This window comes from Pseudomonas sp. s4, from assembly GCF_046764235.1.
GTDB classification, from domain to species: domain Bacteria; phylum Pseudomonadota; class Gammaproteobacteria; order Pseudomonadales; family Pseudomonadaceae; genus Aquipseudomonas; species Aquipseudomonas asiatica.
This window is the reverse complement of the sequence record NZ_CP177209.1, coordinates 2524269-2546458: the sequence shown is the minus strand read 5'-3', so window position 1 is coordinate 2546458 and position 22190 is coordinate 2524269. Positions and strand designations below refer to the sequence as shown.

At 62.8% G+C, this 22190-nt stretch carries 23 protein-coding genes; 9 read left to right on the top strand and 14 right to left on the bottom strand.

Going from position 1 to position 22190, the window contains the following annotated elements:
• Window positions 1-130: 130 nt before the first annotated feature.
• Window positions 131-364, bottom strand: a complete 234-nt coding sequence (locus ACK56M_RS11995; protein ID WP_015270063.1) for a PLDc N-terminal domain-containing protein — start codon at window positions 362-364, stop codon at window positions 131-133.
• Window positions 365-550: 186 nt separating this feature from the next.
• Here ACK56M_RS11995 and ACK56M_RS11990 point away from each other — a divergent pair, with 186 nt between their 5' ends.
• From ACK56M_RS11990 to ACK56M_RS11965, 6 genes are all read left to right on the top strand, one after another.
• Window positions 551-1054, top strand: a complete 504-nt coding sequence (locus tag ACK56M_RS11990; RefSeq protein ID WP_013972207.1) for a CinA family protein — start codon at window positions 551-553, stop codon at window positions 1052-1054.
• Window positions 1055-1486: 432 nt separating this feature from the next.
• Entirely contained in the window at window positions 1487-1951 is a 465-nt protein-coding gene (locus ACK56M_RS11985; protein WP_004376291.1) for a hemerythrin domain-containing protein, read from the top strand.
• Entirely contained in the window at window positions 1951-2196 is a 246-nt protein-coding gene (locus ACK56M_RS11980) for a hypothetical protein (protein ID WP_015270062.1), read from the top strand. The genes ACK56M_RS11985 and ACK56M_RS11980 overlap by 1 nt, the downstream gene beginning before the upstream one ends.
• A 45-nt stretch (window positions 2197-2241) precedes the next feature.
• A complete protein-coding gene (locus tag ACK56M_RS11975; RefSeq protein WP_217190497.1) occupies window positions 2242-2397 on the top strand; it encodes a hypothetical protein in 156 nt (51 codons plus the stop codon).
• Between the two features lie 86 nt (window positions 2398-2483).
• Window positions 2484-3593, top strand: coding sequence for a mechanosensitive ion channel family protein (locus ACK56M_RS11970; protein WP_100413431.1), 1110 nt, complete (start codon window positions 2484-2486; stop codon window positions 3591-3593).
• Window positions 3594-3619: 26 nt separating this feature from the next.
• Window positions 3620-4048: a hypothetical protein gene (locus ACK56M_RS11965; RefSeq protein WP_100413430.1), complete on the top strand. Its 429-nt coding sequence runs from the start codon at window positions 3620-3622 to the stop codon at window positions 4046-4048.
• Between the two features lie 18 nt (window positions 4049-4066).
• Here the strand turns inward: ACK56M_RS11965 and xth are convergent, their stop codons facing one another.
• The 3 genes from xth to ACK56M_RS11950 all read right to left on the bottom strand — a co-directional run bounded on the left by xth (window position 4067) and on the right by ACK56M_RS11950 (window position 5875).
• Window positions 4067-4861 (bottom strand): exodeoxyribonuclease III, encoded by a 795-nt coding sequence (gene xth / locus ACK56M_RS11960; protein ID WP_100413429.1) that lies wholly within the window; start codon window positions 4859-4861, stop codon window positions 4067-4069.
• Window positions 4858-5100, bottom strand: coding sequence for a hypothetical protein (locus tag ACK56M_RS11955; protein ID WP_003257678.1), 243 nt, complete (start codon window positions 5098-5100; stop codon window positions 4858-4860). The genes xth and ACK56M_RS11955 overlap by 4 nt, the downstream gene beginning before the upstream one ends.
• Before the next feature lie 160 nt (window positions 5101-5260).
• Window positions 5261-5875, bottom strand: coding sequence for a hypothetical protein (locus tag ACK56M_RS11950; protein WP_031324729.1), 615 nt, complete (start codon window positions 5873-5875; stop codon window positions 5261-5263).
• 766 nt (window positions 5876-6641) lie between these two features.
• Between ACK56M_RS11950 and ACK56M_RS11945 the strand changes: the two genes are divergently transcribed.
• Window positions 6642-8294, top strand: coding sequence for a SulP family inorganic anion transporter (locus ACK56M_RS11945; RefSeq protein WP_411959482.1), 1653 nt, complete (start codon window positions 6642-6644; stop codon window positions 8292-8294).
• 237 nt (window positions 8295-8531) lie between these two features.
• On the opposite strand, the gene ACK56M_RS11940 is transcribed toward ACK56M_RS11945, so the two are convergent.
• The 10 genes from ACK56M_RS11940 to pedF all read right to left on the bottom strand — a co-directional run bounded on the left by ACK56M_RS11940 (window position 8532) and on the right by pedF (window position 19124).
• Entirely contained in the window at window positions 8532-10259 is a 1728-nt protein-coding gene (locus ACK56M_RS11940) for a NahK/ErcS family hybrid sensor histidine kinase/response regulator (protein WP_054573832.1), read from the bottom strand.
• Complete coding sequence (gene ercA, locus ACK56M_RS11935; RefSeq protein ID WP_013972181.1) at window positions 10243-11406, bottom strand: alcohol dehydrogenase-like regulatory protein ErcA; 1164 nt, start codon at window positions 11404-11406, stop codon at window positions 10243-10245. The genes ACK56M_RS11940 and ercA overlap by 17 nt, the downstream gene beginning before the upstream one ends.
• 89 nt (window positions 11407-11495) lie before the next feature.
• On the bottom strand, window positions 11496-11768 hold the full coding sequence (gene pqqD / locus ACK56M_RS11930; RefSeq protein ID WP_061302426.1) for a pyrroloquinoline quinone biosynthesis peptide chaperone PqqD: 273 nt from the start codon (window positions 11766-11768) through the stop codon (window positions 11496-11498).
• 52 nt (window positions 11769-11820) lie between these two features.
• Window positions 11821-11892: a pyrroloquinoline quinone precursor peptide PqqA gene (gene pqqA, locus ACK56M_RS11925; protein ID WP_003253598.1), complete on the bottom strand. Its 72-nt coding sequence runs from the start codon at window positions 11890-11892 to the stop codon at window positions 11821-11823.
• A gap of 251 nt (window positions 11893-12143) precedes the next feature.
• Complete coding sequence (locus ACK56M_RS11920) at window positions 12144-13664, bottom strand: aldehyde dehydrogenase family protein (protein WP_137137420.1); 1521 nt, start codon at window positions 13662-13664, stop codon at window positions 12144-12146.
• Window positions 13665-13826: 162 nt separating this feature from the next.
• Window positions 13827-15611 (bottom strand): PQQ-dependent alcohol dehydrogenase PedH, encoded by a 1785-nt coding sequence (pedH, locus tag ACK56M_RS11915; protein WP_024086834.1) that lies wholly within the window; start codon window positions 15609-15611, stop codon window positions 13827-13829.
• 267 nt (window positions 15612-15878) lie between these two features.
• Window positions 15879-16811: a quinoprotein relay system zinc metallohydrolase 1 gene (locus ACK56M_RS11910; protein WP_137137419.1), complete on the bottom strand. Its 933-nt coding sequence runs from the start codon at window positions 16809-16811 to the stop codon at window positions 15879-15881.
• 40 nt (window positions 16812-16851) lie between these two features.
• Complete coding sequence (locus tag ACK56M_RS11905; protein WP_015270052.1) at window positions 16852-17619, bottom strand: quinoprotein dehydrogenase-associated SoxYZ-like carrier; 768 nt, start codon at window positions 17617-17619, stop codon at window positions 16852-16854.
• 162 nt (window positions 17620-17781) lie between these two features.
• Window positions 17782-18657 (bottom strand): substrate-binding periplasmic protein, encoded by an 876-nt coding sequence (locus ACK56M_RS11900; RefSeq protein ID WP_015270051.1) that lies wholly within the window; start codon window positions 18655-18657, stop codon window positions 17782-17784.
• 5 nt (window positions 18658-18662) lie between these two features.
• Window positions 18663-19124, bottom strand: coding sequence for a cytochrome c-550 PedF (pedF, locus tag ACK56M_RS11895; RefSeq protein ID WP_013972175.1), 462 nt, complete (start codon window positions 19122-19124; stop codon window positions 18663-18665).
• A 254-nt stretch (window positions 19125-19378) separates the two neighbouring features.
• On the opposite strand from pedF, the gene exaA reads away from it, so the two are divergent.
• Window positions 19379-21274, top strand: coding sequence for a quinoprotein ethanol dehydrogenase (exaA, locus tag ACK56M_RS11890; RefSeq protein WP_043935556.1), 1896 nt, complete (start codon window positions 19379-19381; stop codon window positions 21272-21274).
• 188 nt (window positions 21275-21462) lie between these two features.
• Window positions 21463-22122 carry a pentapeptide repeat-containing protein gene (locus ACK56M_RS11885; RefSeq protein ID WP_137137417.1) on the top strand — a complete coding sequence of 220 codons (660 nt, stop codon included), beginning with the start codon at window positions 21463-21465 and terminating at the stop codon, window positions 22120-22122.
• Window positions 22123-22190: the final 68 nt, after the last annotated feature.

The following is a 22190-nucleotide window of genomic DNA, read 5'->3' as shown; positions in this document are numbered from 1 at the left end:
GCTGTTTTCTGCGCAGTGGAATCATGGGACGTGCCAGTCGAACCATCAGGACGCTGCGCATCATTGTCCCGTTCCTCTTCACCTTGGGTTCCGCTGCGAGGTGCCTCCGATCCTTTCTTCATGTCCCCTCCTACCCCTTGCTGTGTTCAGGCGACGACGGCCCGGTACCGCGTTTGATCCCACGCGGCCCGAAAACGCCCCAGATAGCCAGGCCGACAACGGGCAGCACCAACAGCAACAGTGCCCACATCGCCTTCGTCATGTCGCTCTTGTCACTGCGGAAGACACTGACGATGGCCCACAGATCGAGCAACACGATGATCGCCGCAACAGCGATCCAGAAATACGTCACAGGCTCGGTCATGATCGCTTCTCCTCTGTTGTTCCGGCAGCAGCGCGAGGTCCGCACCGCCGCCCTCCTACCCAGAGGAAGCCGGCAAACGGAACAAAGTTCAGGAAGCTTTCCCCAGCATTGATGGGTGGCACCCAAGCAATGAACCAATCCCGCAGGAAACACGTCCACAAGAAAACAACGCACGAGTGACCGGCCATGACGACCGACCCCGTACTCGAGGCCCTTGATTACCTCAAAGCCCACAAGCTGGTACTGACCACCGCAGAATCCTGCACGGCCGGTGCCATGGTTGCGCTGTTGGCAGCAGTGCCGGGGACCGGCGAGGTTCTGGAAAGCGGCTACGTGGTGTACTCGCCAAGCGCCAAGAAACGCCTGCTCGGCGTCAGCCCACAGACTATCGAACGCTACGGCCTGACCAGCGAGGCGGTAGCCTGGGAGATGGCCCTCGGCGCATTGAAAGACAGCGACGCCACCGTCGCCATCGCCAGCACGGGAGTCGCCGGGCCACAGCCGCAGGATGGCATCGCCCCGGGCACTGTGTGCTTTGCCTGGGCCTTTGCCGGCGAGCCTTTGGCGGTATTCACACGCAGCCAGCGCTTTTTTGGCGAGCGCGCGGATGTAATCCGCCAGGGCGCGCTGTACGGGTTGTCGCACCTGGCCCATTACCACCAACGCTGGCTGCGCGGTGAGCGCGCCTGAGGGGCAACGTAAGGGGCTGCGTGAGAGGCTGCGAGCATGGACGAAGACGAGCTGGCTTCAAGGCATTACCCCGTCGAGGATGACATGCGCATGCAGCAGCGGGTCTGGCGATTCGAACGGGTCGGATGGTACGCGCTGGTGCTGGTGGTGCTGCTGGGCCTGGCCGGGCTGTTCGGCAACGGTCCGCTCATACCTGACCCTGCGCAGCGAACATGTCGGCACTCTCGAAGGTGTTGTCAGCGCCGGCCCAGGCAGCGCAGTGCATTTTCATTCCGCAGGAGTGACCCTGCCTGGCCGGCGCAACCTGCACGGATTCCGGTGAGAGCCGCCTTTCGCGACAGCAGTACGCTGATCATCCGCTTTGAACCTTGGCGCGCGGCCCCTACTCCATCGAAGGCAATCGTGAATTTTTCAGCCCCGAAGAGGTGTCGCATGAACGCTATCGATTTGCTGATCCAGGACCATGAGCTGGTGAAGAAGCTGCTGGAGGAACTCTCCTCCACCACTGAGCGCGCGGTGAAAAAGCGCGCCGAGTTGCTCGAACGCATCAAGCAGGAGGTAAGCATCCATACCGCCCTGGAAGAAGAAATCCTGTACCCGGCCATCAAGCAGGCCGGCGGCAAGGAAGAAGCGAAGATGTACTACGAAGCCAAGGAGGAACACCGCACCGTGGACTCACTGGTGCTGCCGGACCTGCTGCAAACCGAAACCGGCACCGTCGAGTTCGCCGGGCGGGTCAAAGTGATGAAGGAACTGCTGGAACACCATATCGAGGAAGAAGAAAGCGAGCTGTTTCCGACCGCCCGCAAGTTGCTGGGCAAGCAGCAACTGGATGAGCTCGGCCAGGCCATGGAAGCGCAGAAAAAACTGCTCAAGGGCGAACAGCGTGCTGCGTGATGGAAGCCTGGATCGACTTTCTTGAATGGCCTGCCATGGCCCTGACGGTACTTGCTGCGTGGTGCATCGGCTCACGGCGCCCAGGCCGGCGCAAGCTGGGTTTCTGCTGCTTCATTGCCAGCAACGTGCTGTGGGCCGCCTGGGGGTGGCAGGCGCAAGCCTGGGCGCTGATCATCCTGCAGGGTTGCCTGTGCGCCATGAACCTGCGGGGCTGGAAGAAAAACACTGCCGTGGAGTCGGGCTGAACGCCCGGACACATGCCTGAAAGCCCAACGGCGAGGAGCCAGACCATGATCGACCCCAACCAACCCGACCCGTACGTGGACGAAGTACCCCACAACCCGGGCGAGCCTGTGCCTGAACAGGAACAGGAACAGGAACAGGAGAAGGAAGCACCCGACTGGCCCGAAGGCCAGGTGCCGCCAGAGGAGCAGTCCGACGGCTGAGGCTCACCTGGCGAGCGGCATTGCCTGCTTCGCCGGCAATGCCGCTCCACCAGTCACCCAATCCTATGGAAGGAGGCAAGTGTCTCATGAGTGATCGCATCATCGCCTTGTTCACCGATACCACACTGTTCGGAGTTTCCGTTCTCAATTTGTTGCTGGCACTGACGGTAGCGCTGCTGACATTCGTCGTGGCGCGGGCGGCCATCAGTTTCATGCTGCATCGGGTCAGGCGCTGGTCCGAGCATGACGGCGCGCTAAGCCAGGTGCTGGCCAAGGTGCTCGCCGGGACCAGCAATTTTCTGCTGTTCCTTGCCTCGCTGCTGGTGGGCCTGAGCATGCTCGACCTGCCCGAGCGCTGGCTGACCCGGGTCGGTAGCCTGTGGTTCGTGGTCGCGGCATTGCAGATCGGGCTGTGGGCCAACCGCGCCATCGGCCTGGGCCTGAGTCGCTACTTCGCCCGGCATCGCACCGACGGCTTGAACCAGGGCAGCGCGCTGGCCACGCTGTCGGCATGGGGTGCGCGGGTACTGTTGTGGTCAGTGGTGCTGCTGGCGATGCTGTCCAACCTGGGCGTGAACATCACCGCCTTCGTCGCCAGCCTGGGGGTAGGCGGTATCGCTGTTGCATTGGCCGTGCAGAACATCCTCGGCGACCTGTTCGCCTCGTTGTCCATCGCCGTCGACAAGCCGTTCGAGGTGGGCGACTTCATCGTCATCGGCCCGCTGGCCGGCACGGTGGAGCACGTGGGGCTGAAGACCACACGCATCCGCAGCCTGGGCGGCGAGCAGATCGTCATGGCCAATGCCAGCATGATCAGCAGCACCATCCAGAACTACAAGCGCCTGCAGGAACGACGGATCGTGTTCGAGTTCGGCCTGTCGTACGACACGTCAACCGAGGCCGTGAAAAAGGCACCCGCCATCGTCGAGGAAGCGATCAAGGCACAACAGCAGGTACGCTTCGACCGTGCCCACCTGCGCGGCTTCGGCAAGGAGGCGCTGGAATTCGAGTGCGTGTATATCGTCAAGGACCCGGGCTACAACCTGTACATGGACATCCAGCAAGCGATCAATTTCCACCTGCTCGAGCGCTTCTCGAAGGTAGGTGCAAAATTCGCCGTACCGGTACGCGCGATCAAGGTCACGGCCTTGCCAGAGGAATCGAAGCGCGGGCCTCAAAGTATTCACGTGGGGTAACCCGCCCCCGTGCATGTCAGCGCTCCATGCATTCCGTCGATTTCACGGCACGCCCGTGGGTGATGCAGGCCGAACAGAAGGTGACCAACCCGCAACGGAGTATCGCTATGAAGATCATGAGGCCTCATTCGTTACTGCTCGCGCTGTGCCTGGGGGTCAGCGCACCTGTGGTGCTGGCAGCCACCGACCTGAACGATCAGCGTGCTCCTGGCACGCAGCCGCATGACAGTGGGCACATGAGCAACCAAGGCGGAGCGACCGGCTCCGGCACGCCTGCGGATGCCATGGGGACAGGTTCCGGCGGAACCGATGGCAATGACACTGACAATACCGGTGGCGATGGCACCACCGACCGATCCGGTAGTGACCGCAGTGGATCGGAACGCGGCACCGGGACGGGTAGCGGGACCGGAGGCTCTGGTGGTTCGGGCTCCAGCGGTGGTTCCGGTAGTTGAAGGTTCGCTCGAATTGCCCTATGGCCGGCGACGCGTGCCCAGCTCGATCCAGACGGGCGCATGGTCGCTGGCCTTGGGTTCGTTACGCACCCAGGCATCGACACCAGCCCGCTTCAGGTAGGGCGCGAGCTCGGGGTTGAGCAGCATGTGGTCGATACGTAAACCGGCGTTGCGTGCCCAGTGGTTGCGGAAATAATCCCAGAAGGTGTAAATGCGCTCGTCCGGATACAGATGGCGAATGGCGTCGACCCAGCCTTGATTCAGCAGTTTCTGGTAGCACGCACGTGATTCGGGCTGCAGCAGCGCGTCCTTCATCCAGGAGCGCGTGTCGTAGATATCCATATCGGTTGGCACCACATTGAAATCGCCCGCCAGCACCGCGGGATGGCCACCGTCATGCAGCCCTTTGACATGCTCGATCAGGCCCTCGAACCAGCGGAGCTTGTAATCGAATTTCGGCCCCGGTTGCGGGTTGCCGTTCGGCAGGTACAGGCAAGCCACCAGCACCCCGTGCACCGCGGCTTCGAGGTAGCGGCTCTGGTTGTCGTCCTCCATGCCAGGCAGGCCACGCCGTACTTCCAGTGGTTCGCTGCCTCGCGACAGAATGGCCACACCGTTCCACGAAGGCTGCCCTTGATAGAGGCTGCCGTACCCCGCCGCTTCCAGCGCCTGGTGAGGAAACTGCTGATCCGCCGCCTTGAGCTCCTGCAGGCAGGCAATGTCAGGCCTTTCCCGCTCCAGCCAGGCCAGCAGTGCCGGCAGTCGGCTACGAATGCCGTTGATGTTGAACGTGGCAATCTTAAGCGCTTTCATGCGTCGGGGTCGCTCACATGGGCCTGCACGGCATCTTCCAGGGCGCGCACATGGGCGTCATCGGCCAATGCCTTGAGTGCCAGCCAGTCGTCCCAGTCGATGGCACCATCGTCACGCAGCGCCTCGGCCGTGCGTAGCAGTTCATGGTGGTAGGCATCCGGCGACTCACGGCGGTAACTGATGTCGTCGTATTGGGCGTACCAGGCTTCGAGCTCGGGGATGCTGCGTTCAATGCTCATGATGGAACCCTCACGGTGTCCTTTGCATTAAGAGCCCCACCATTGGGCGACGTTCAAATTCAATGCCGCCAGTCGAACCGCCCAGAGGCTGCGCATGAAACGAGCTCGCCGCGAACCAGGTTTCCCGGTTCGCGGCGCAACCGAAGCGTTACTCAGGCAATCAGGTAGGAATGCCTGCCAGTCGCCAGACAGGCGCTGGAGCCGGTTCGGCCTGGCTGCGTTTGCGTGCCCACTGGGTCAGGGCAGCCATCATGGCAAAGCCCAGCAGGATCAGTACCGGATAAGCCAGCAGCAACTCGGTCAGCGAGTATTTCCAGGCCAGTGGGCGGCCAACACCCAGCATCGCCGCATACAGCCAGGACACACCCGACAGTGCGCCGGAGAACAACGCAAACATCCGCACGCCAAAGTTAAGGTCCAGCAAGTTGCCTGCTTTGAGCAGGGCCGGCAATACATAGCGATGCAACAACATGCCGTTAAAGGTCAGCAACATGACAATAATGACCTTCGCTTGAAGTTTAGGATTGGCAAAATAGTTCATACCTTTATCAAGGTAGTCAATTCCAATCACTGCGGCACCCGTGAGCCACAGGAATATCAGGGCATTGGCCACGGACTTCTGCAAGCTCGTCATATGCTTACTGTCATGCCCGGCTTCTTTATGACCTTTCAACAAGTTCCTGACCATCTCGGCGTCACTGGCGAATACCATGCCGATGGCAATGCAACAGGCCAATAAATGAACGTAAATAACAGACAACCGCACCAGCTCCATGGATTCTTTCTGCCCGAACAGGCTAATAATTGTATTAATCTCCACGACATTTTCTCCACGCAATGCGTTAGCGCTAGATGGCTTTGAAATAGGTGTGCGAACGATTTAATCGCAACGACAGAGCCAAATTCTAATCGTTAAATGAAAAAGCAGATTGTCACTCAATACACGCGGTGGCTCACCCGAAGAGCCTCGGTTGGGCATGGCAATACTCCACTATTCAGGAATAAAAAAGCCCCATGAGCATCCCTGCAATGCCGATGAGGTTGAACGTCCATAAGTTCTGGGGAAAGGCGCGAGGTGCAATCACATTGAACGCACCTGCTGGCAAATAGGAGTCAGTGTCATCCAAATCGTTCATTTCTCGAGCAAAACGACCGACAGGCGGCACACTAAATCAAGTTAGTTAGTTTGCTAAGTTGTTGTAATTTGACCGAATGGAAAGTTTTACCAACAACTGGATCCAAACTTAGCAAGTGTCTTTGGACGCTCTATCCTGCTGTTTCGCAGTTATCGCTTTGCAGGTGACCGTGCCTGAAGTGCCATCAGTCAGGCCCGGCAAGCTACATTCCGATCATCACGGGCGGTCGGAAGGAAGCGTGCGAGACATCGTGAATCTGGACCCGCACAACGCCTTCACATTTGAGGGTGCAGATGCCGCGCCTGCCCTGCTCCGCCTCGTTCAGCTCGATCAGTTCGTTCAGAGGCACAACAGGCCCATGGCATGCTAAATACTATGTGCATGCACCTTATCAAGGAGCCTGCAATGATCGCGGTTCGCGAAGCCTGGAACGCCGGCCTGTTCAAGCGTGAACACTGGATGCGCAACCTTGTCTCCGGCCTCATCGTCGGGGTTGTTGCGCTGCCCCTCGCCATGGCCTTCGCCATCGCTTCCGGGGTCAAGCCGGAGCAAGGCATCTACACGGCGATCATAGGCGGGCTGCTGGTTTCCTTGCTGGGCGGCAGTCGATTGCAGATCGCCGGACCGACCGGGGCCTTCATCGTGATCCTCGCAGGGGTGACGGCGAAGTACGGAGTGGAAGGCCTTCAACTGGCCACGATGATGGCTGGCGCCATACTGCTGGTGCTTGGCATTACCCGCCTGGGTGCAGTCATCAAGTTCATTCCCGACCCGGTGATCGTGGGTTTCACCGCCGGCATCGGCATCATCATCTGGGTTGGGCAATGGCGTGACTTCTTCGGCCTGCCCGTAATCGAAGGTGGGCACTTCCACGAAAAACTGTGGCATCTGTTGCTAGCCCTGCCGGACCTCCACATTGCCACGACGCTGCTCGCGACATGCAGCCTTGCTTTGCTGATCCTGGCACCAAGGCTGCCCGTGCTGAAACGCCTGCCCGGGCCACTGGTAGCCATGGTGTTCGCGACGCTCGTCCAATCCCTGTTCCATTTTGACGGTGTGGCTACCATCGGCACCGCCTTCGGGGCGATCCCACAAGGTTTGCCGTCACTGACCTGGCCCGAAGTCTCCCTGGCGCGGGTGATCGAACTGATCGGGCCAGCATTTGCGATCGCCATGCTGGGGGCCATCGAATCATTGCTCTCGGCTGTCGTCGCCGACGGCATGGCAGGGACCAGGCACGACTCGAACCAGGAATTGATCGGCCAAGGGGTCGCCAACCTGGTAGTGCCGCTGTTCGGGGGCTTTGCCGCCACAGGTGCCATTGCCCGGACAGCGACCAACATCCGCAATGGTGCTACCGGGCCGTTGGCCGGCATCATCCATGCGCTGACACTGGTACTGATCATTCTGTTCCTGGCGCCACTGGCGTCGAACATTCCACTCTGCGCACTGGCGGCGATTCTGTTCGTCGTCGCCTACAACATGAGCGAGCTGAAGCATTTCAAGCGCATGCTGCAGCGCGCACCGCGAGCCGACATCGCCATCCTGCTCGTCACCTTCACCTTGACGGTGTTCAGCGACCTGGTGATCGCCGTGAATATCGGCGTCATCCTCGCCATGCTTCAGTTCATGCGCCGCATGGCATCGTCCGTCGACGTCCAGCAGGTGGTCGAAGAGGAACTGGCCAATGAACTGCACAGCAACGGCCAGAAATCGCTGTCCCCCGGCGTGCTGGTGTACACCATCGAAGGCCCGCTGTTCTTTGGCGCCGCTGAAACCTTCGAGCGCGCCCTGTCACAAACGCATACCGACCCTGAACTGCTGGTAATTTGCCTGAAGCGGGTGCCCTTCATGGATATCACCGGGCTGCAGACCCTGGAGGAAGTGATCCAGCAACTGCATGAACGCCAGATCGTTGTGAAACTGTGCGAAGCCAACGGCAAGGTGCTTGGCAAGCTCGAAAAGGCCGGAATCTTGCGCCTGCTTGGCCCCGGGCACTATCACCAAACGCTCGGTACCGCCCTGCTGGAGGCAAAGGCACCGGCGGCACACAACTGACTTGTGATCCACCAGCAGTACAGCGGCGTTATTCTTGTCCAGTCGCTTGTATTGAAAGGCCATACAGAGTCCCATTTCAGGAACAGCCACCTGGCACTGCGCGGCCCCCCCCTGTAGGAGCAGCCTTGTGCTGCGAAGAGGCCGGTACAAGCAACAGATATGCATAATCAGTACGGGCCTCTTCGCAGCACAAGGCTGCTCCTACAGAGGTACGCGCAAGGCCATGGGGTTGAGGCTTCAGCCCAGCAACTGGCTCAACACCGCACGCAACTTCCCCGGTTTGACGGGCTTGTTCAGCAACGGCGCGCCGAGCTTGTTCAAGGAGCGTCGGCACTGATCGCTGCGGTCGGCAGTGATGATCACCGCAGGAATGGCGGCGCCGAAATGTTCACGCAAGTGCCTGACCACCTCGCAGCCGACAACACCGTGGTCCAGGTGAAAATCCGCCAGGATCAATTCCGGTGCCCGCCCTTGCAAGGCCAACAAGGCCCCGGCCTGGTCGGTCGCGGTAACCACTTCGCAGCCCCACTGCCCGAGCAGCGCGCCCATGCTCTCGAGGATGCTCACTTCGTTGTCCAGTACCAGCAGGCGGCGGCCCGGCAACGGGTTGCCGGCGCCAGGCTGCGGCGCGGCCTGGTGGATAGGCAACGGCATGGCTTCGCCGATCGGCACGTCGATGCTGAACATCGAGCCACGCCCCGGCCACGAACGCACCTCGATGCGGTAGCCGAGAATCTTGGCGATCCGCTCGACGATCGCCAGCCCCAGGCCCACGCCCTTGCGATCGGCGGCACGGCCAACGTCCAGTTGATTGAACTCGAGGAAGATGGCCTGCAGCCGATCGGCCGCGATACCCCGCCCGGTATCCCACACCTCCAGGCGCAAGTGATCGCCGCGGCGCCTGGCGCCCAGCAGAATCCTGCCCTCATCGGTATAACGGCAGGCGTTGCTGAGAAAGTTGCGCAGGATACGCGTCATCAGCCGCAGGTCGGTGCTGATGGCGTAGTCGGCAATGCGCGCACGCAACTTCAGGCCTGCCGCATCGGCCACCGTGCGGAACTCCGAGACCAGTGGCCCGAACAGCTCGTCGAGGCGGTACAGCGCCACGTCCGGCTTGACCGCCGCCTGGTCGAGCCGGGAAATGTCCAGCAGGTCGGTCAGCAGGTCTTCAGCGCCCTCCAGCGCCTGATGGGTACGCTCCACCAGCACTTTTTCCGCTTCTGGCAGCGGTCTTTCGCGCAAGGTCGAGATCAGCAGCCGCGCGGCATTCAGCGGTTGCAGCAGGTCATGGCTGGCGGCAGCGAGGTACTTGTCCTTGCTGCGGTTGGCGGTTTCCGCGGCGTCGCGGGCATCGCGCAGGGCGCGGGCGATCTGTTTGCGCTCGGCGATCTGCTGTTGCAGGTTGCGGTTGGCCTCCAGCAGTTCATCGGTACGGGCAGCCACCCGTTGTTCGAGCTCGTCATTCAGTTGCTGCAGGCGCTGCTGGGCCAGCTTGCGTTCGGTGATGTCGGCGACAAACCCTTCCACCAGCCCTTCCTGACCTGGCTTGAGCAACAGGTTCATCAACACATCGAGGTGGCTGCCGTCCTTGCGCCGCAAGCGGGTTTCATAACCGTGCAGGCTGCGTTCACGAGCGAGGGTCGCGGTGATGGCGTGCAACTCTTCGGCCCCGCCGACAAACAGGTTGGCGGCAAGGTCCGTCAGCGGAAACAGCAACGCTTGCGGGTTGTCGTAACCCAGCATGCGTGCCAACGCCGGGTTGGCGGCACGCATGCCGTCTTGCAGGCTGGCCTGGAAAATCCCGTGCACGGCGTTTTCGAACAGCCACTTGTAGCGGTTGCGTTCGGCCTCCAGTTCGTCCAGGCGCGCAGCCAGCTCCGGGTAATGGCTCTTGCGCGCCGAGTGATCGCCCAGCCCCAGCAGCCCGGCCAGCGCCCGTTGCTGCTCGTCAGAGGGCCTCGCCATAGACCACCTCGACATCACGCTGGCTCGACGCACGCGGGTTGGTGAGGATGCACGGGTCGTCCATCGCATGTTGCGACAGGAACGGGATATCGGCCGTGCGCACCCCATGCAGGCCCAGGGTTTCGTGGAAGCCGATGGCACGCTTGAGCGCGATCAGGTGTTCCACCAGGCGCGCGCAGATCTGCCGGTGGTTGAGGCCGCGGCAGTCGATACCCAGCACTTCGGCAATCACCTTGAAACGCTCCGGTGCCGAGCTGTAGTTGAACGCCACCACGTGCTCCACCAGCACCGCATTGCACAGGCCATGCGGCAGGTCGAGGAACCCGCCCAGGCTGTGCGACATGGCGTGGACCGCACCCAGGATCGCATTGGAAAACGCCAACCCCGCCTGCATGCTGCCCAGCATGATCTTCTCGCGCAGGGCGATATCGGTGGGGTTGGCGATCATTTCCACCAGGTTGCCGTTGATCAGGCGCATGGCTTCCAGCGCATGGGGGTCGGTCAGCGGGCCGTGCCCGGTGGAAACGAAGGCTTCGATGGCATGCACCAGCGCATCGATACCGGTACAGGCCGACAGGAACGGGTCCATGCTCAGGGTGGTCTGCGGGTCGATCAGCGACACGTCCGGCACCACCGCCTTGCTGACGATGGAGAACTTCATGCGCTCCTGCTGGTTGGAAATGATCACGAACTGCGACACGTCCGCCGAGGTGCCGGCCGTGGTCGGGATCAGGATCAGCGGCGGGCTGGGCACACGGATCATGTCCACGCCTTCGAATTCGAGGATGCTGCGCCCGTGGGCGACCACGATGCCGATGGCCTTGCCGCAATCCATCGGGCTGCCGCCGCCGACCGCGACGATCACATCACAGTGGTTCTGCCGGTAGATCTCGGCGCCAAGCATCACCTCTTCCACACGCGGGTTGGGCGATACGGCGCTGTACAGGCAGTAGTCGATGCCCTGGGCCTGCAGGCTGGCCTCCACGTCCGCCACCCAACCGGCGGCAATCACACCGGGGTCGCTGACCACCAGCACCTTGCGCGCACCGAAGGTCTTGGCGTAATTGGCAACATTATGCCGGCAGCCGGCACCAAAGATGATCTCGGGCGAAACGAACTTGCGAAGCGGGCTGAAACTCTGGCTCATCGGGAAGCCTGTTCTTATTGTTCTGGAAGGTAACCGCCAGCGTAAAGCATCCCGCAGCGAAAGCAACCAGACCAAAGCCTGGCCAGGGCTCATTCGATCCAGTACTTGGCACGGGCCACCTCCAGGAACGCCAGGATGTCCTCGTCCAGCCCCGGCACCCCGGGGAAGCGCTGTGCAAGGCGGTCGATGACCGCCGCCACGCTGCGCCGGCCATCCAGCAACTCGAGCACCCAGCCGGCACTGGCATTGAGTTCGATGGTGCCCTCCGGGTACAGCAGCACATGGCAGGCCTGGCGCGGCTCCCAGCGCAGGCGGAAGCCCTTGCGCAAGGCCAGGGCTTGTTCGCGATCGATCAGGTTCACAACGGGCATGCTCAATGAAGAACCGGCCATCGCGCTGATGGCCGGACAGGCATCAACGATTGGCGAAGTACATCGTCACTTCGAAGCCGATGCGCAGGTCGGTAAAGGCGGGTTTAGTCCACATGGGGCATTCCTCTTCTTGGTGCCGGGCGATTCCGGTATAGGCATTAATGCACGAGGGGCGACGGGGCCGAATGCTACTTTGGGACAGGTTTGCGGGGTGCGTTGGTAGGGGTAACACGGAGCTGCTGTGGATTTGTGCATGACAGTGCCGGCCTCTTCGCGGGCTCGCCCGCTCCCACAGGGACTGCACAAGTTTCAAGACCAGTGCAATACCTGTGGGAGCGGGCGAGCCCGCGAAGGCCGCGACGCGGTTTAGAAGAAGCCCAGCGGGTTGATGTCGTAGCTCACCAGCAGGTTCTTGGTCTGCTGGTAGTGATCAAGCATCATCTTGTGCGTCTCGCGGCCCACCCCGGACTTCTTGTAGCCACCGAACGCGGCATGCGCCGGGTACAGGTGGTAGCAGTTGGTCCACACGCGCCCGGCCTTGATCCCGCGGCCCATGCGGTAGGCACGGTTGATGTCACGGGTCCACAGCCCCGCGCCCAGGCCAAACTCGCTGTCGTTGGCGATCGCCAGGGCTTCGGCTTCGTCCTTGAAGGTGGTCACGCCCACCACCGGGCCGAAGATCTCCTCCTGGAACACGCGCATCTTGTTGTTGCCCTTGAGCAGGGTCGGCTGGATGTAGTAACCGCTGGCCAGGTCGCCGTCGAGCCGCTCGGCAGCGCCACCGGTGAGCAGCTGCGCGCCCTCCTCCCGGGCAATCTGCAAGTAGGAAAGAATCTTGTCGTATTGCTGCTCCGAGGCCTGGGCGCCGACCATGGTCGCGGTGTCCAGCGGGTTGCCACGGGTGATCTTGGCGATCTTCTTCATCACCTCGGCCATGAACGGCTCGTAGATCGATTCCTGGATCAGCGCCCGCGACGGGCAGGTGCACACTTCACCCTGGTTGAAGAACGCCAGCACCAGGCCTTCGGCTGCCTTTTCGATGAACGCGGGCTCGGCCTGCATGATGTCTTCGAAGAAGATGTTCGGCGACTTGCCGCCCAGTTCGACGGTGGACGGGATGATGTTCTCGGCGGCGCACTTCATGATGTGCGAGCCCACCGGGGTGGAACCGGTGAAGGCGATCTTGGCGATGCGCTTGCTGGTGGCCAGGGCCTCACCGGCTTCGCGGCCAAAGCCCTGGACGATGTTCAGCACGCCTGCTGGCAGCAGGTCGGCGATCAGCTCGGCGAAAATGGTGATCGACAACGGCGTCTGCTCCGCCGGTTTGAGCACCACGCAGTTGCCGGCTGCCAGCGCCGGGGCGAGTTTCCAGGCGGCCATCAGCAGCGGGAAGTTCCATGGAATGATCTGCCCGACCACGCCCAATGGCTCGTGGATGTGGTAGGCCACGGTGCCCTCGTTGATTTCGGCGGCGCCGCCTTCCTGGGCACGGATGCAGCCGGCGAAGTAGCGGAAGTGGTCCGCCGCCAGCGGCACGTCGGCGTTGAGGGTTTCGCGCACGGCCTTGCCGTTGTCCCAGCTCTCGGTAACGGCCAGTACTTCGAGATTCTGTTCGATGCGGTCGGCGATCTTCAGCAGTACCAGGGCGCGGTCCTGCACCGAGGTCTTGCCCCAGGCCTCGGCAGCGGCATGCGCGGCGTCCAGGGCCTGCTCGATGTCCTGGGCGCCGGAGCGCGGGAACTCGGCAATCAGCTGGCCATTGACCGGCGAGCTGTTGGTGAAGTACTGGCCGCCCAGCGGCGGCACGAATTCGCCGTTGATGAAATTGCCGTAGCGTGGCTTGAAGGACACGATGGCGCCTGGGGTTCCGGGTTGTGCGTAGATCATGCTGAGCCTCTGTGGGTCGATGCCTGTCCAGCGACAGGCGATGAGCCGATGGTAAAAAGCCCCGCCTGCCGGGCGAATGCATCGTTGGCAGCGGGGCTCTCGTCATTTGGTAGTAGGGCCGCTTGCCACAGGGTCCCTGGCAGCAAGCGGCAGGTTGTCGGCTTAGCGACTGGCGCTTGCCGTTTGCAGTTGCTTGGGCAGCTTGAAGGTCCAGAGCATGCCGCCCTGGTTGAAGTCCTTGACCCGCTTGGCCACTTCACCGCCCCACAGCGGCACCGCGCCGCCCCAACCGGAAACCACCGAAACGTACTGCTCGCCGTCCATTTCCCAGGTCACTGGCGAACCGAGCACGCCGGAACCGGTCTGGAACTCCCAGACCTTGTCGCCGGTCTTGGCGTTGAAGGCCTGCAGGAAGCCTTCCGGCGTGCCGGTGAACACCAGGTTGCCCTTGGTGGTCAGCACCCCGCCCCACAGCGGCGCATAGTTCTTGTGGCGCCACACTTCCTTGCCGCTGACCGGGTCGATGGCGCGCAACACGCCAATGTAGTCTTCGTTGAGCGGCTTGATGGTGAAGCCGGCACCGAGGAACGCCGCGCCCTTCTTGTAGGCGATGCCTTCGTTCCAGATGTCCATGCCCCACTCGTTGGACGGCACATAGAACAGCCCGGTGTCCTTGTTGTAGGCCATCGGCATCCAGTTCTTGGCCCCGAGGAACGCCGGGGCGACGAACACCGAGCTGCCCTTGGCCTCGCTACCCGGCGCCCCCGGCCGGCTGGCCTCGTTGTAGATTGGCCGGCCGTCCTTGTCCAGGCCGGTGGCCCAGGTGATCTTGTCGACGAAGGGGAAGCCGCGGATGAACTTGCCGTTGGTGCGGTCCAGCACGTAGAAGAAGCCGTTGCGGTCAGCGGTAGCGGCGGCCTTGACCTCCTTGCCGCCATCCTTGTAGTTGAACGAGATCAGCTCGTTGACGCCGTCGAAATCCCAGCCGTCATGCGGCGTGCTCTGGAAGTGCCACTTGATGGTGCCATCGTCGGGGTTCAGGGCCAGGCGCGAAGAGGAATACAGGTTGTCGCCCGGGCGCAGGTGCGAGTTCCACGGCGCCGGGTTGCCGGTGCCGAACAGGATCAGGTTGGTTTCCGGGTCGTAGTAGCCGCCCAGCCAAGGCGCCGCACCACCGGTCTTCCACAGGTCGCCGGGCCAGGTCTTGCCCGCCTCGCCGCCGGAAATGCCGTTTTCGATCGCCTTGCCGTCCTTGTACACGTAGCCCATGTGCCCTTCCACGGTCGGTCGCATCCACAGCAGCTCGCCGTTTTCCGGGTTGTAGGCCTGGATCTTGCCCACCACGCCAAACTCGCCGCCGGCGACGCCGGTGATCAGCTTGCCGTTGACGATCATCGGCGCGGCGCTGATGGAGTAGCCTTCCTTGTGGTCGGCCACCTTCTTGCTCCATACCACCTTGCCGGTGTCCTTGTTCAGCGCCACCAGCTTGGCATCGAGGGTGCCGAAGAACACCAGGTTGCCGTACAGGGCCACGCCGCGGTTGATCACGTCGCAGCACGGGCGGATGTCATCGGGCAGGCGCGCATCGTATTGCCACAGTTTCTTGCCGGTACGGGCGTCCACGGCGAACACCCGTGAGTAGGAGCCGGTCAGGTACATCACCCCGTCCTTGACCAGCGGCTGGGCCTGCTGGCCGCGCTGCTTCTCACCACCGAAGGAAAATGCCCAGACCGGCCGCAGGTCCTTGACGTTGTCGGTATTGAGCAGGTTCAGCGGGCTGTAGCGCTGGCCCTGCACGCCCAGGCCATTGGTCACGATCTGCTGCGGGTTCTTCGGGTCCTGGAGAATTTCTTCATTGCTGACAGCGGCGTGGGCTGCACCGGCAAGCAGCATGGCGCTGAGCACCAGGCTCAAGGCGAACACGGGACGACGTGTGGATCGGGTCATGACGGCTACCTTTGGTTTTTTTGTTGTATCCGGGAAAACTTCCCGGTGTGTCGGGAATTCTTGGTCCCGACCTGCTTGCCAACAATTGCCCGCAGTGCTGAGTTTTCTAGTTCCTTGGTAGCAGTGAACTTGCGCGGTCCCCTGTAGGAGCGGCCTTGTGTCGCGAAAGGGGCGCGAAGCGGCCCCAGGATTTGTGCCCATGGCTGAAATTGCCGGGGCTGCCTTGCAGCCCTTTCGCGACACAAGGCCGCTCCTACAGGGACCGTGTCAGCCCTTGCTGTCCAGGCGCCGCAGCTGCTGGCGTTCGTAACGGGGGTACAGGTGGCTGACACTGCGAATCAGCTCGTAACGGGTCAGGCTGATAGCAGCAAACCGTTCGGGTATGGGGCTGCGGATCATCTCGGCCATGTCATCGCCACGCGCCGCGCCGTCGCGCATCAGCCCGTCCAGCCAGCCCAGGTAATCACGCATCTGGGCAAACGGCCGGGCATCGCTGGCCAGCGGGCCATGACCAGGCACCAGCTGCTTCCAGGGCAGCGCTTGCAAGGTGTCCAGGTCCTTCAGCCACACCTCCAGCCCCGGGCTGTTGGGCGTGGTCAATGCGCGCTCGTAGAACACCAGGTCGCCGGCGAACAGCACACCGGTGCTTTCATCCAGAATCGCCAGGTCGGCACCGGTGTGCCCGCCCAGCGCCAGCAGCCGCAGGCGGTGCCCACCCACCTCGTGAATACCTGGCTCCAGCACACGGGTCGGCAGCACCACCTCGGTACCGCGCATCCAGTCGCCAACCAGGCGGTACATGTTCTCGGCCATGGCCTCCCCCTGCTGGCGCAACAGCTCGCCGGTACCGGCCAGGGCGCCGATGGGCACATCGGCAAAGGCCTGGTTGCCCAGCACATGGTCGGGGTGATGATGGGTCAGCAGCACTTCGACCACCGGCTTGTCGGTGGTGGCGGCAATGGCCTGGCGCAATGCTTCGCCGTAGCGTTTCGACGGCCCGCTGTCGATCACCACCACCCCGTTGTCGGTGACGATGAACGCGGTGTTGACGATATTGCCGCCATTATCCTTGGCGAAATTGTCGGTGCTGCCCTCCAGCAGCCAGGTGCCTTCGGCGATCTGCCGGGGCTTGAGCCGATAGTCCAGGTCTGCCCAGGCCGGCAGGCCCAGGCACAGTAGCAACAGCAGAATGCAACGCATGACGGGCGCCTCTGGTCAGGGATGGAGTCGGGCAACGCGTTCAGGGCACTGCCGCCTCGAACTGGTTGCCGCTGTTGTCCTGCAACACCAACCGGGTCGGCCCGGGGCCCTGGATGTCGAAGCCCAGGTTGGGGTTTTCGCTGACCGCCGGGTACAGTTCCAGGCTGGCCAGGCGCTGGCCATCCGCGCCTTGCAACTCGGCATGGTTGAGGAAGAATTCGGGAATACCGCTGACCAGGCCGTTGTCCATCGGGTGGGCCACCTGCAGGCGCAGGCGGCTGCTGTCGCCACGCGGGTAGCGCCCGCCCAGGACTTCACCGAGGTGTTCCTCCCAGCCGGGCTGAGTGCGTACCACGCTGGGCGCGGTACAACCGCCGCCGGCAGCATCGATCAGGGTCGAGCCGACATGCCACAGGCCGTCGCGGGTCAGCACCGCGGCACGCAGCGGTGTGGCCTGTTCGACGCGGATGCGGATCGACAACCAGGGCAGCACGCGCTCGCCAGGCTGGAAGTCGACGATACGCGGCAGCGGGTTGAGTTCGGCCCAGGCAATGATCCGCACCACTTCGCCGCTGAACGCCCGAGCGTCGATCTCCAACGGCACCTGGCGTGCGTCCTCGGCAAAGGGTGGCGCCAGCAGCTTGACCCGATCATCGAACACGAATGCGGCCTGGCCCAGCAGCTGCTTGTGGTAGAAGTCCCACATCACCGACGGCACCGGGTCCTTGTGGTTACTCGGCTCGCTGGCCTGGGACTGTGCGGCCCAGGGCATCCAGCAGGCCAGCAGGAAAGTCGCTCGCCAGTTCATCGCCCACTCCTTGATGAAACAGTTATCCGTTGAGCCAGCATGATCCCTGTGGGAGCGGGCATGCCCGCGAAGCAGGCGGCGCGGTGGATGGCACGGGCTTCGCCCGTGTTCGCGGCGGTTCGACGCCTCGACAAGCCCGCTACCACAGGGGTCGCACCAGCGCTACTGATACATTTCCGGCACCTGGTAACGCAGGCCATAACTGGCATAAATCGCCTTCATCCGCCCATCACGAATCAGCGTCTCAAGCGCTTCCTCCACCGCATAGGCCAGCTGCCGGTTGCTTTCATGCACCGCCATGCCGATCTCCCAGGCCTGCTTGCCAAGGTTCGGGTAGGCGTTTTCCGCCAGGGCCAGCTGCGGGTCGGCGGCTTGATGCAGTTGCCAGTCAACTTCGCCGCGCATCGCCATCACCGCGTCCACCTGGCCGGCCTGCATGGCGCCGAAAGCTTGCTGCACATTGGGGTAATGATGGGTCCTGGCACTGAGCATGCCGTTGAACACAGAAGTCAGGTAGAACGACGGCACGCTGTCCACCTCGACCCCGATCGGGTGCTGCTGGAACACCGCGACACTGGCCACCGAGGGCAGGCGGCGGCGATCATAGGCGACCTGCCAGCGCTCCTCCTGATAAGGGCCGAACATGACCACCTGGGCGTTTTCCAGCTCGCCTACCTCGTTGCGCCGCTGCGCATAGGCATGGTCGTATGGCACCCGCATCATCAGGTCGGCCAGTTGCTGGTGGCGCAACGGGCTGCCGCGCCAGATGTAGTCGCGCAGATCGTCGTCGAGCTTTTCCCCGGGTGGCGCCCAGATCAGCTGCAAGCGCACTCCCAACGCCGTTGCCAGGGCCTGCGCCAGCTCCACGTCGACACCTCGCGGCTGGCCGTGGTCCTCGAAACTGTAGGGCGCAAAGTCCTTGTACACAGCCACCTTCAATTCGCCGGCGGCGATGATCGCGTCGTAGTTGCGCACCTGCGCCTGCGCCGCCGCGCAGCACAGCAGCAAGCCACTGAACAGCACCGCCAACAGACGCATGGCCGTCATTCCTCGACGTGCACGCTGTCCAAGTAGGTGCGCACCGCCCACAGGGCCTCCTGGCTCAGGTAGTCGGCCATCTTCGGCATGTACACCCGGCCGTCGCGGACCGCACCGTGGCGTACCCGCTCGACGAACCACTCATCCCCGGCCTCGCCGGCATCGAGCATGCGCAGATCCGGGGCGATGCCCCCCGACTTGGCCTCCAGGCCATGGCAGGCGGCGCAGTTCTGGTTGTAGGCCGAGGCACCGATCTCCACGGCCTTGTCGTGCTCGGGAGAGCTGCGGTACGGGTTGACCGCTGCCCAGCCATCGCCGTCCAGGGTTACGCCAGCGTCCTTGATCGGGGTCAGGCCCTTGGTTTCCACGGCCTGGGGCACCACATTGCCATGTGCCCAGGCAGTGCCGGTCAGCACTGCACTGGCAAGCAGCCCGGCAGCCAGCAAGACGTTGCGTTTTGTTGTCATTTTTATGCCCTCACGATTGCACGCAAGGCCTCAACCACAGAGGCCGTGTCGCCATCTTAGAAACAGCCCGCAGGCGGCCGAATGCTGCTTTGGTGGCCGCGCCTTACTCCCTTGGTAGTAGGGCTTGTGGCGAACGGCCAAATGAGGTGCCCCGTGGGAACTATTCCCGGCAAGGGCGGGACTTTTTCCGTATCCCGCAAGGCCCGCCCCGTCCCACCCTGTGCAGGCCAAAACCTCCACTGGGAACTGCAACCATGACAACAAGAACGCTACCCGCCCTTTCCCCTCTGGCCCTGAGCGTGCGAGCCTTGCTGCTGGCCGGTAGCCTGGCCCTGGGCAGCGTGGCCACGGCAGCCACCACCCCTGCGGCACCTGCCAGCAAGAACGTGACGTGGGAAGACATCGCCAACGACCACCTGACCACCCAGGATGTGCTGCAGTACGGCATGGGTACCAACGCCCAGCGCTGGAGCCCATTGGCCCAGGTCAATGACAAGAATGTGTTCAAGCTGACCCCGGCGTGGTCCTATTCCTTCGGCGACGAGAAACAACGCGGCCAGGAATCCCAGGCCATCGTCAGCGACGGCGTGGTCTACGTCACCGGCTCCTATTCGCGGGTGTTCGCCCTCGATGCGAAAACCGGCAAGCGCCTGTGGACCTACAACCACCGCCTGCCGGACAACATTCGCCCCTGCTGCGATGTGGTCAACCGCGGCGCAGCGATCTACGGCGACAAGATCTACTTCGGCACCCTCGACGCGCGGGTCATCGCCCTCGACAAGCGCACCGGCAAAGTGGTGTGGAACAAGAAATTCGGCGACCACGCCGCCGGCTACACCATGACCGGTGCCCCGGTGCTGATCAAGGACAAGACCAGCGGCAAGGTACTGCTGATCCACGGCAGCTCCGGCGATGAATTCGGCGTGGTCGGCCAACTGTTCGCCCGCGACCCGGACACCGGTGAAGAGGTGTGGATGCGGCCCTTCGTCGAGGGCCACATGGGCCGCCTGAACGGCAAGGACAGCACGCCGACCGGTGACGTCAAGGCGCCGTCCTGGCCGGACGACCCCACCACCGAAACCGGCAAGGTCGAAGCCTGGAGCCATGGCGGCGGCGCCCCTTGGCAAAGCGCCAGCTTCGACCCCGAGACCAATACCATCATTGTCGGCGCCGGCAACCCCGGCCCCTGGAACACCTGGGCGCGCACCTCGAAGGATGGCAACCCGCAAGACTTCGACAGCCTGTATACCTCAGGGCAGGTCGGCGTCGACCCAAGCACCGGTGAGGTGAAGTGGTTCTACCAGCACACACCCAACGATGCCTGGGATTTCTCCGGCAACAACGAACTGGTGCTGTTCGACTACAAGGACAAGGACGGCAAGCAGGTCAAGGCCACCGGCCACGCCGACCGCAACGGTTTCTTCTATGTGGTGGACCGCAGCAACGGCAAACTGCAGAACGCGTTCCCCTTCGTCGACAACATCACCTGGGCCAGCCACATCGACCTCAAGACCGGGCGCCCGGTGGAGAACCCCGGTCAACGCCCGGCCAAACCGCTGCCGGGCGAAACCAAGGGCAAGCCGGTGGAAGTCTCGCCACCGTTCCTGGGTGGCAAGAACTGGAACCCCATGGCCTACAGCCAGGACACCGGCCTGTTCTACATCCCCGGCAACCAGTGGAAGGAGGAGTACTGGACCGAGGAAGTGAACTACAAGAAGGGCTCGGCCTACCTGGGCATGGGCTTCCGCATCAAGCGCATGTACGACGACCACGTCGGCACCCTGCGCGCCATGGACCCGACCACCGGCAAGCTGGTTTGGGAGCACAAGGAGCACCTGCCGCTGTGGGCCGGCGTGCTGGCGACCAAGGGCAACCTGGTGTTCACCGGCACCGGCGACGGCTTTTTCAAGGCCTTCGACGCCAAGACGGGCAAGGAGCTGTGGAAGTTCCAGACCGGCAGCGGCATCGTCTCGCCGCCGATCACCTGGGAACAGGACGGCGAGCAGTACATCGGCGTGACCGTGGGCTACGGCGGCGCGGTACCGCTGTGGGGCGGCGACATGGCCGAACTGACCAAACCGGTGGCCCAGGGCGGTTCGTTCTGGGTGTTCAAGATCCCAAGCTGGGACAACAAGACTGCACAGCGTTGACTGCCTGAGGTGACCTGCGGTGCAGCCTATTGCTTGTAGGAGCCGCCTTGTGCTGCGAAGAGGCCATTACAGCCGAAGCAGATCTGTGGCCTTGCTGGCCTCTTCGCAGCACAAGGCTGCTCCTACAGGTGATGGGCCGCAATGCGGCCCGGGATGATTGCTCGACTTCACATTGAGAGCCTTTTGCCATGACCTATCTGCCACTTGCCTTGCTGATCGTGCTGTCTCCTGCCATGGCCGAGAATGCCGACGACGCAGGCAACGATCCCCCCCTGACCATCAACGGCTGCGTGATTGCCGAAGCCAGCCAGTGCCCGGGGGCCGACCTGCGGGGCGCCAACCTGGCCAACCAGGACCTACGCAAGATGAACCTGGCCGGCGCCGACCTGCGCGATGCGGACCTGCGCCATGCCCGGCTGGACCTGGCCAACCTGGAAAAGGCCAACCTGCAAGGCGCCAACCTGACCCGCGCCAGCCTGCAGCAAAGCAACCTGCGCCTGGCCGACCTGAGCCAAAGCCGGCTCGTTGCAATTCAGGGCTGGGGCCTGTTTGCCCAAGGTGCGCAATTTGCCAGGGCCGACCTCAGCGCGGCCTACCTGCAGTTCGCAAGGTTGTCAGCGGCGAAGATGCAGCAGGCCAATCTGCACGCGGCGGACCTGGAAATGGCCTGGCTGAGCAAGGCTGATCTGCAAGGGGCCGACCTTGGCGATGCCAACCTGCAGGAGGCCAAGTTTGGCCAGAGCAACCTGGCCCGCGCCGACTTGCGCGGGGCGCGGCAGCATTACGGGAATTTTCAAGAGGCCAACATGGAGGGGTGCAAGGGGTGCCCCGAGACCTGGGACAATTGAGCCCGATATCCTGCCTTGCGCAGGCCCCCTGTAGGAGCGGCCTTGTGTCGCGATGGGCTGCAAAGCAG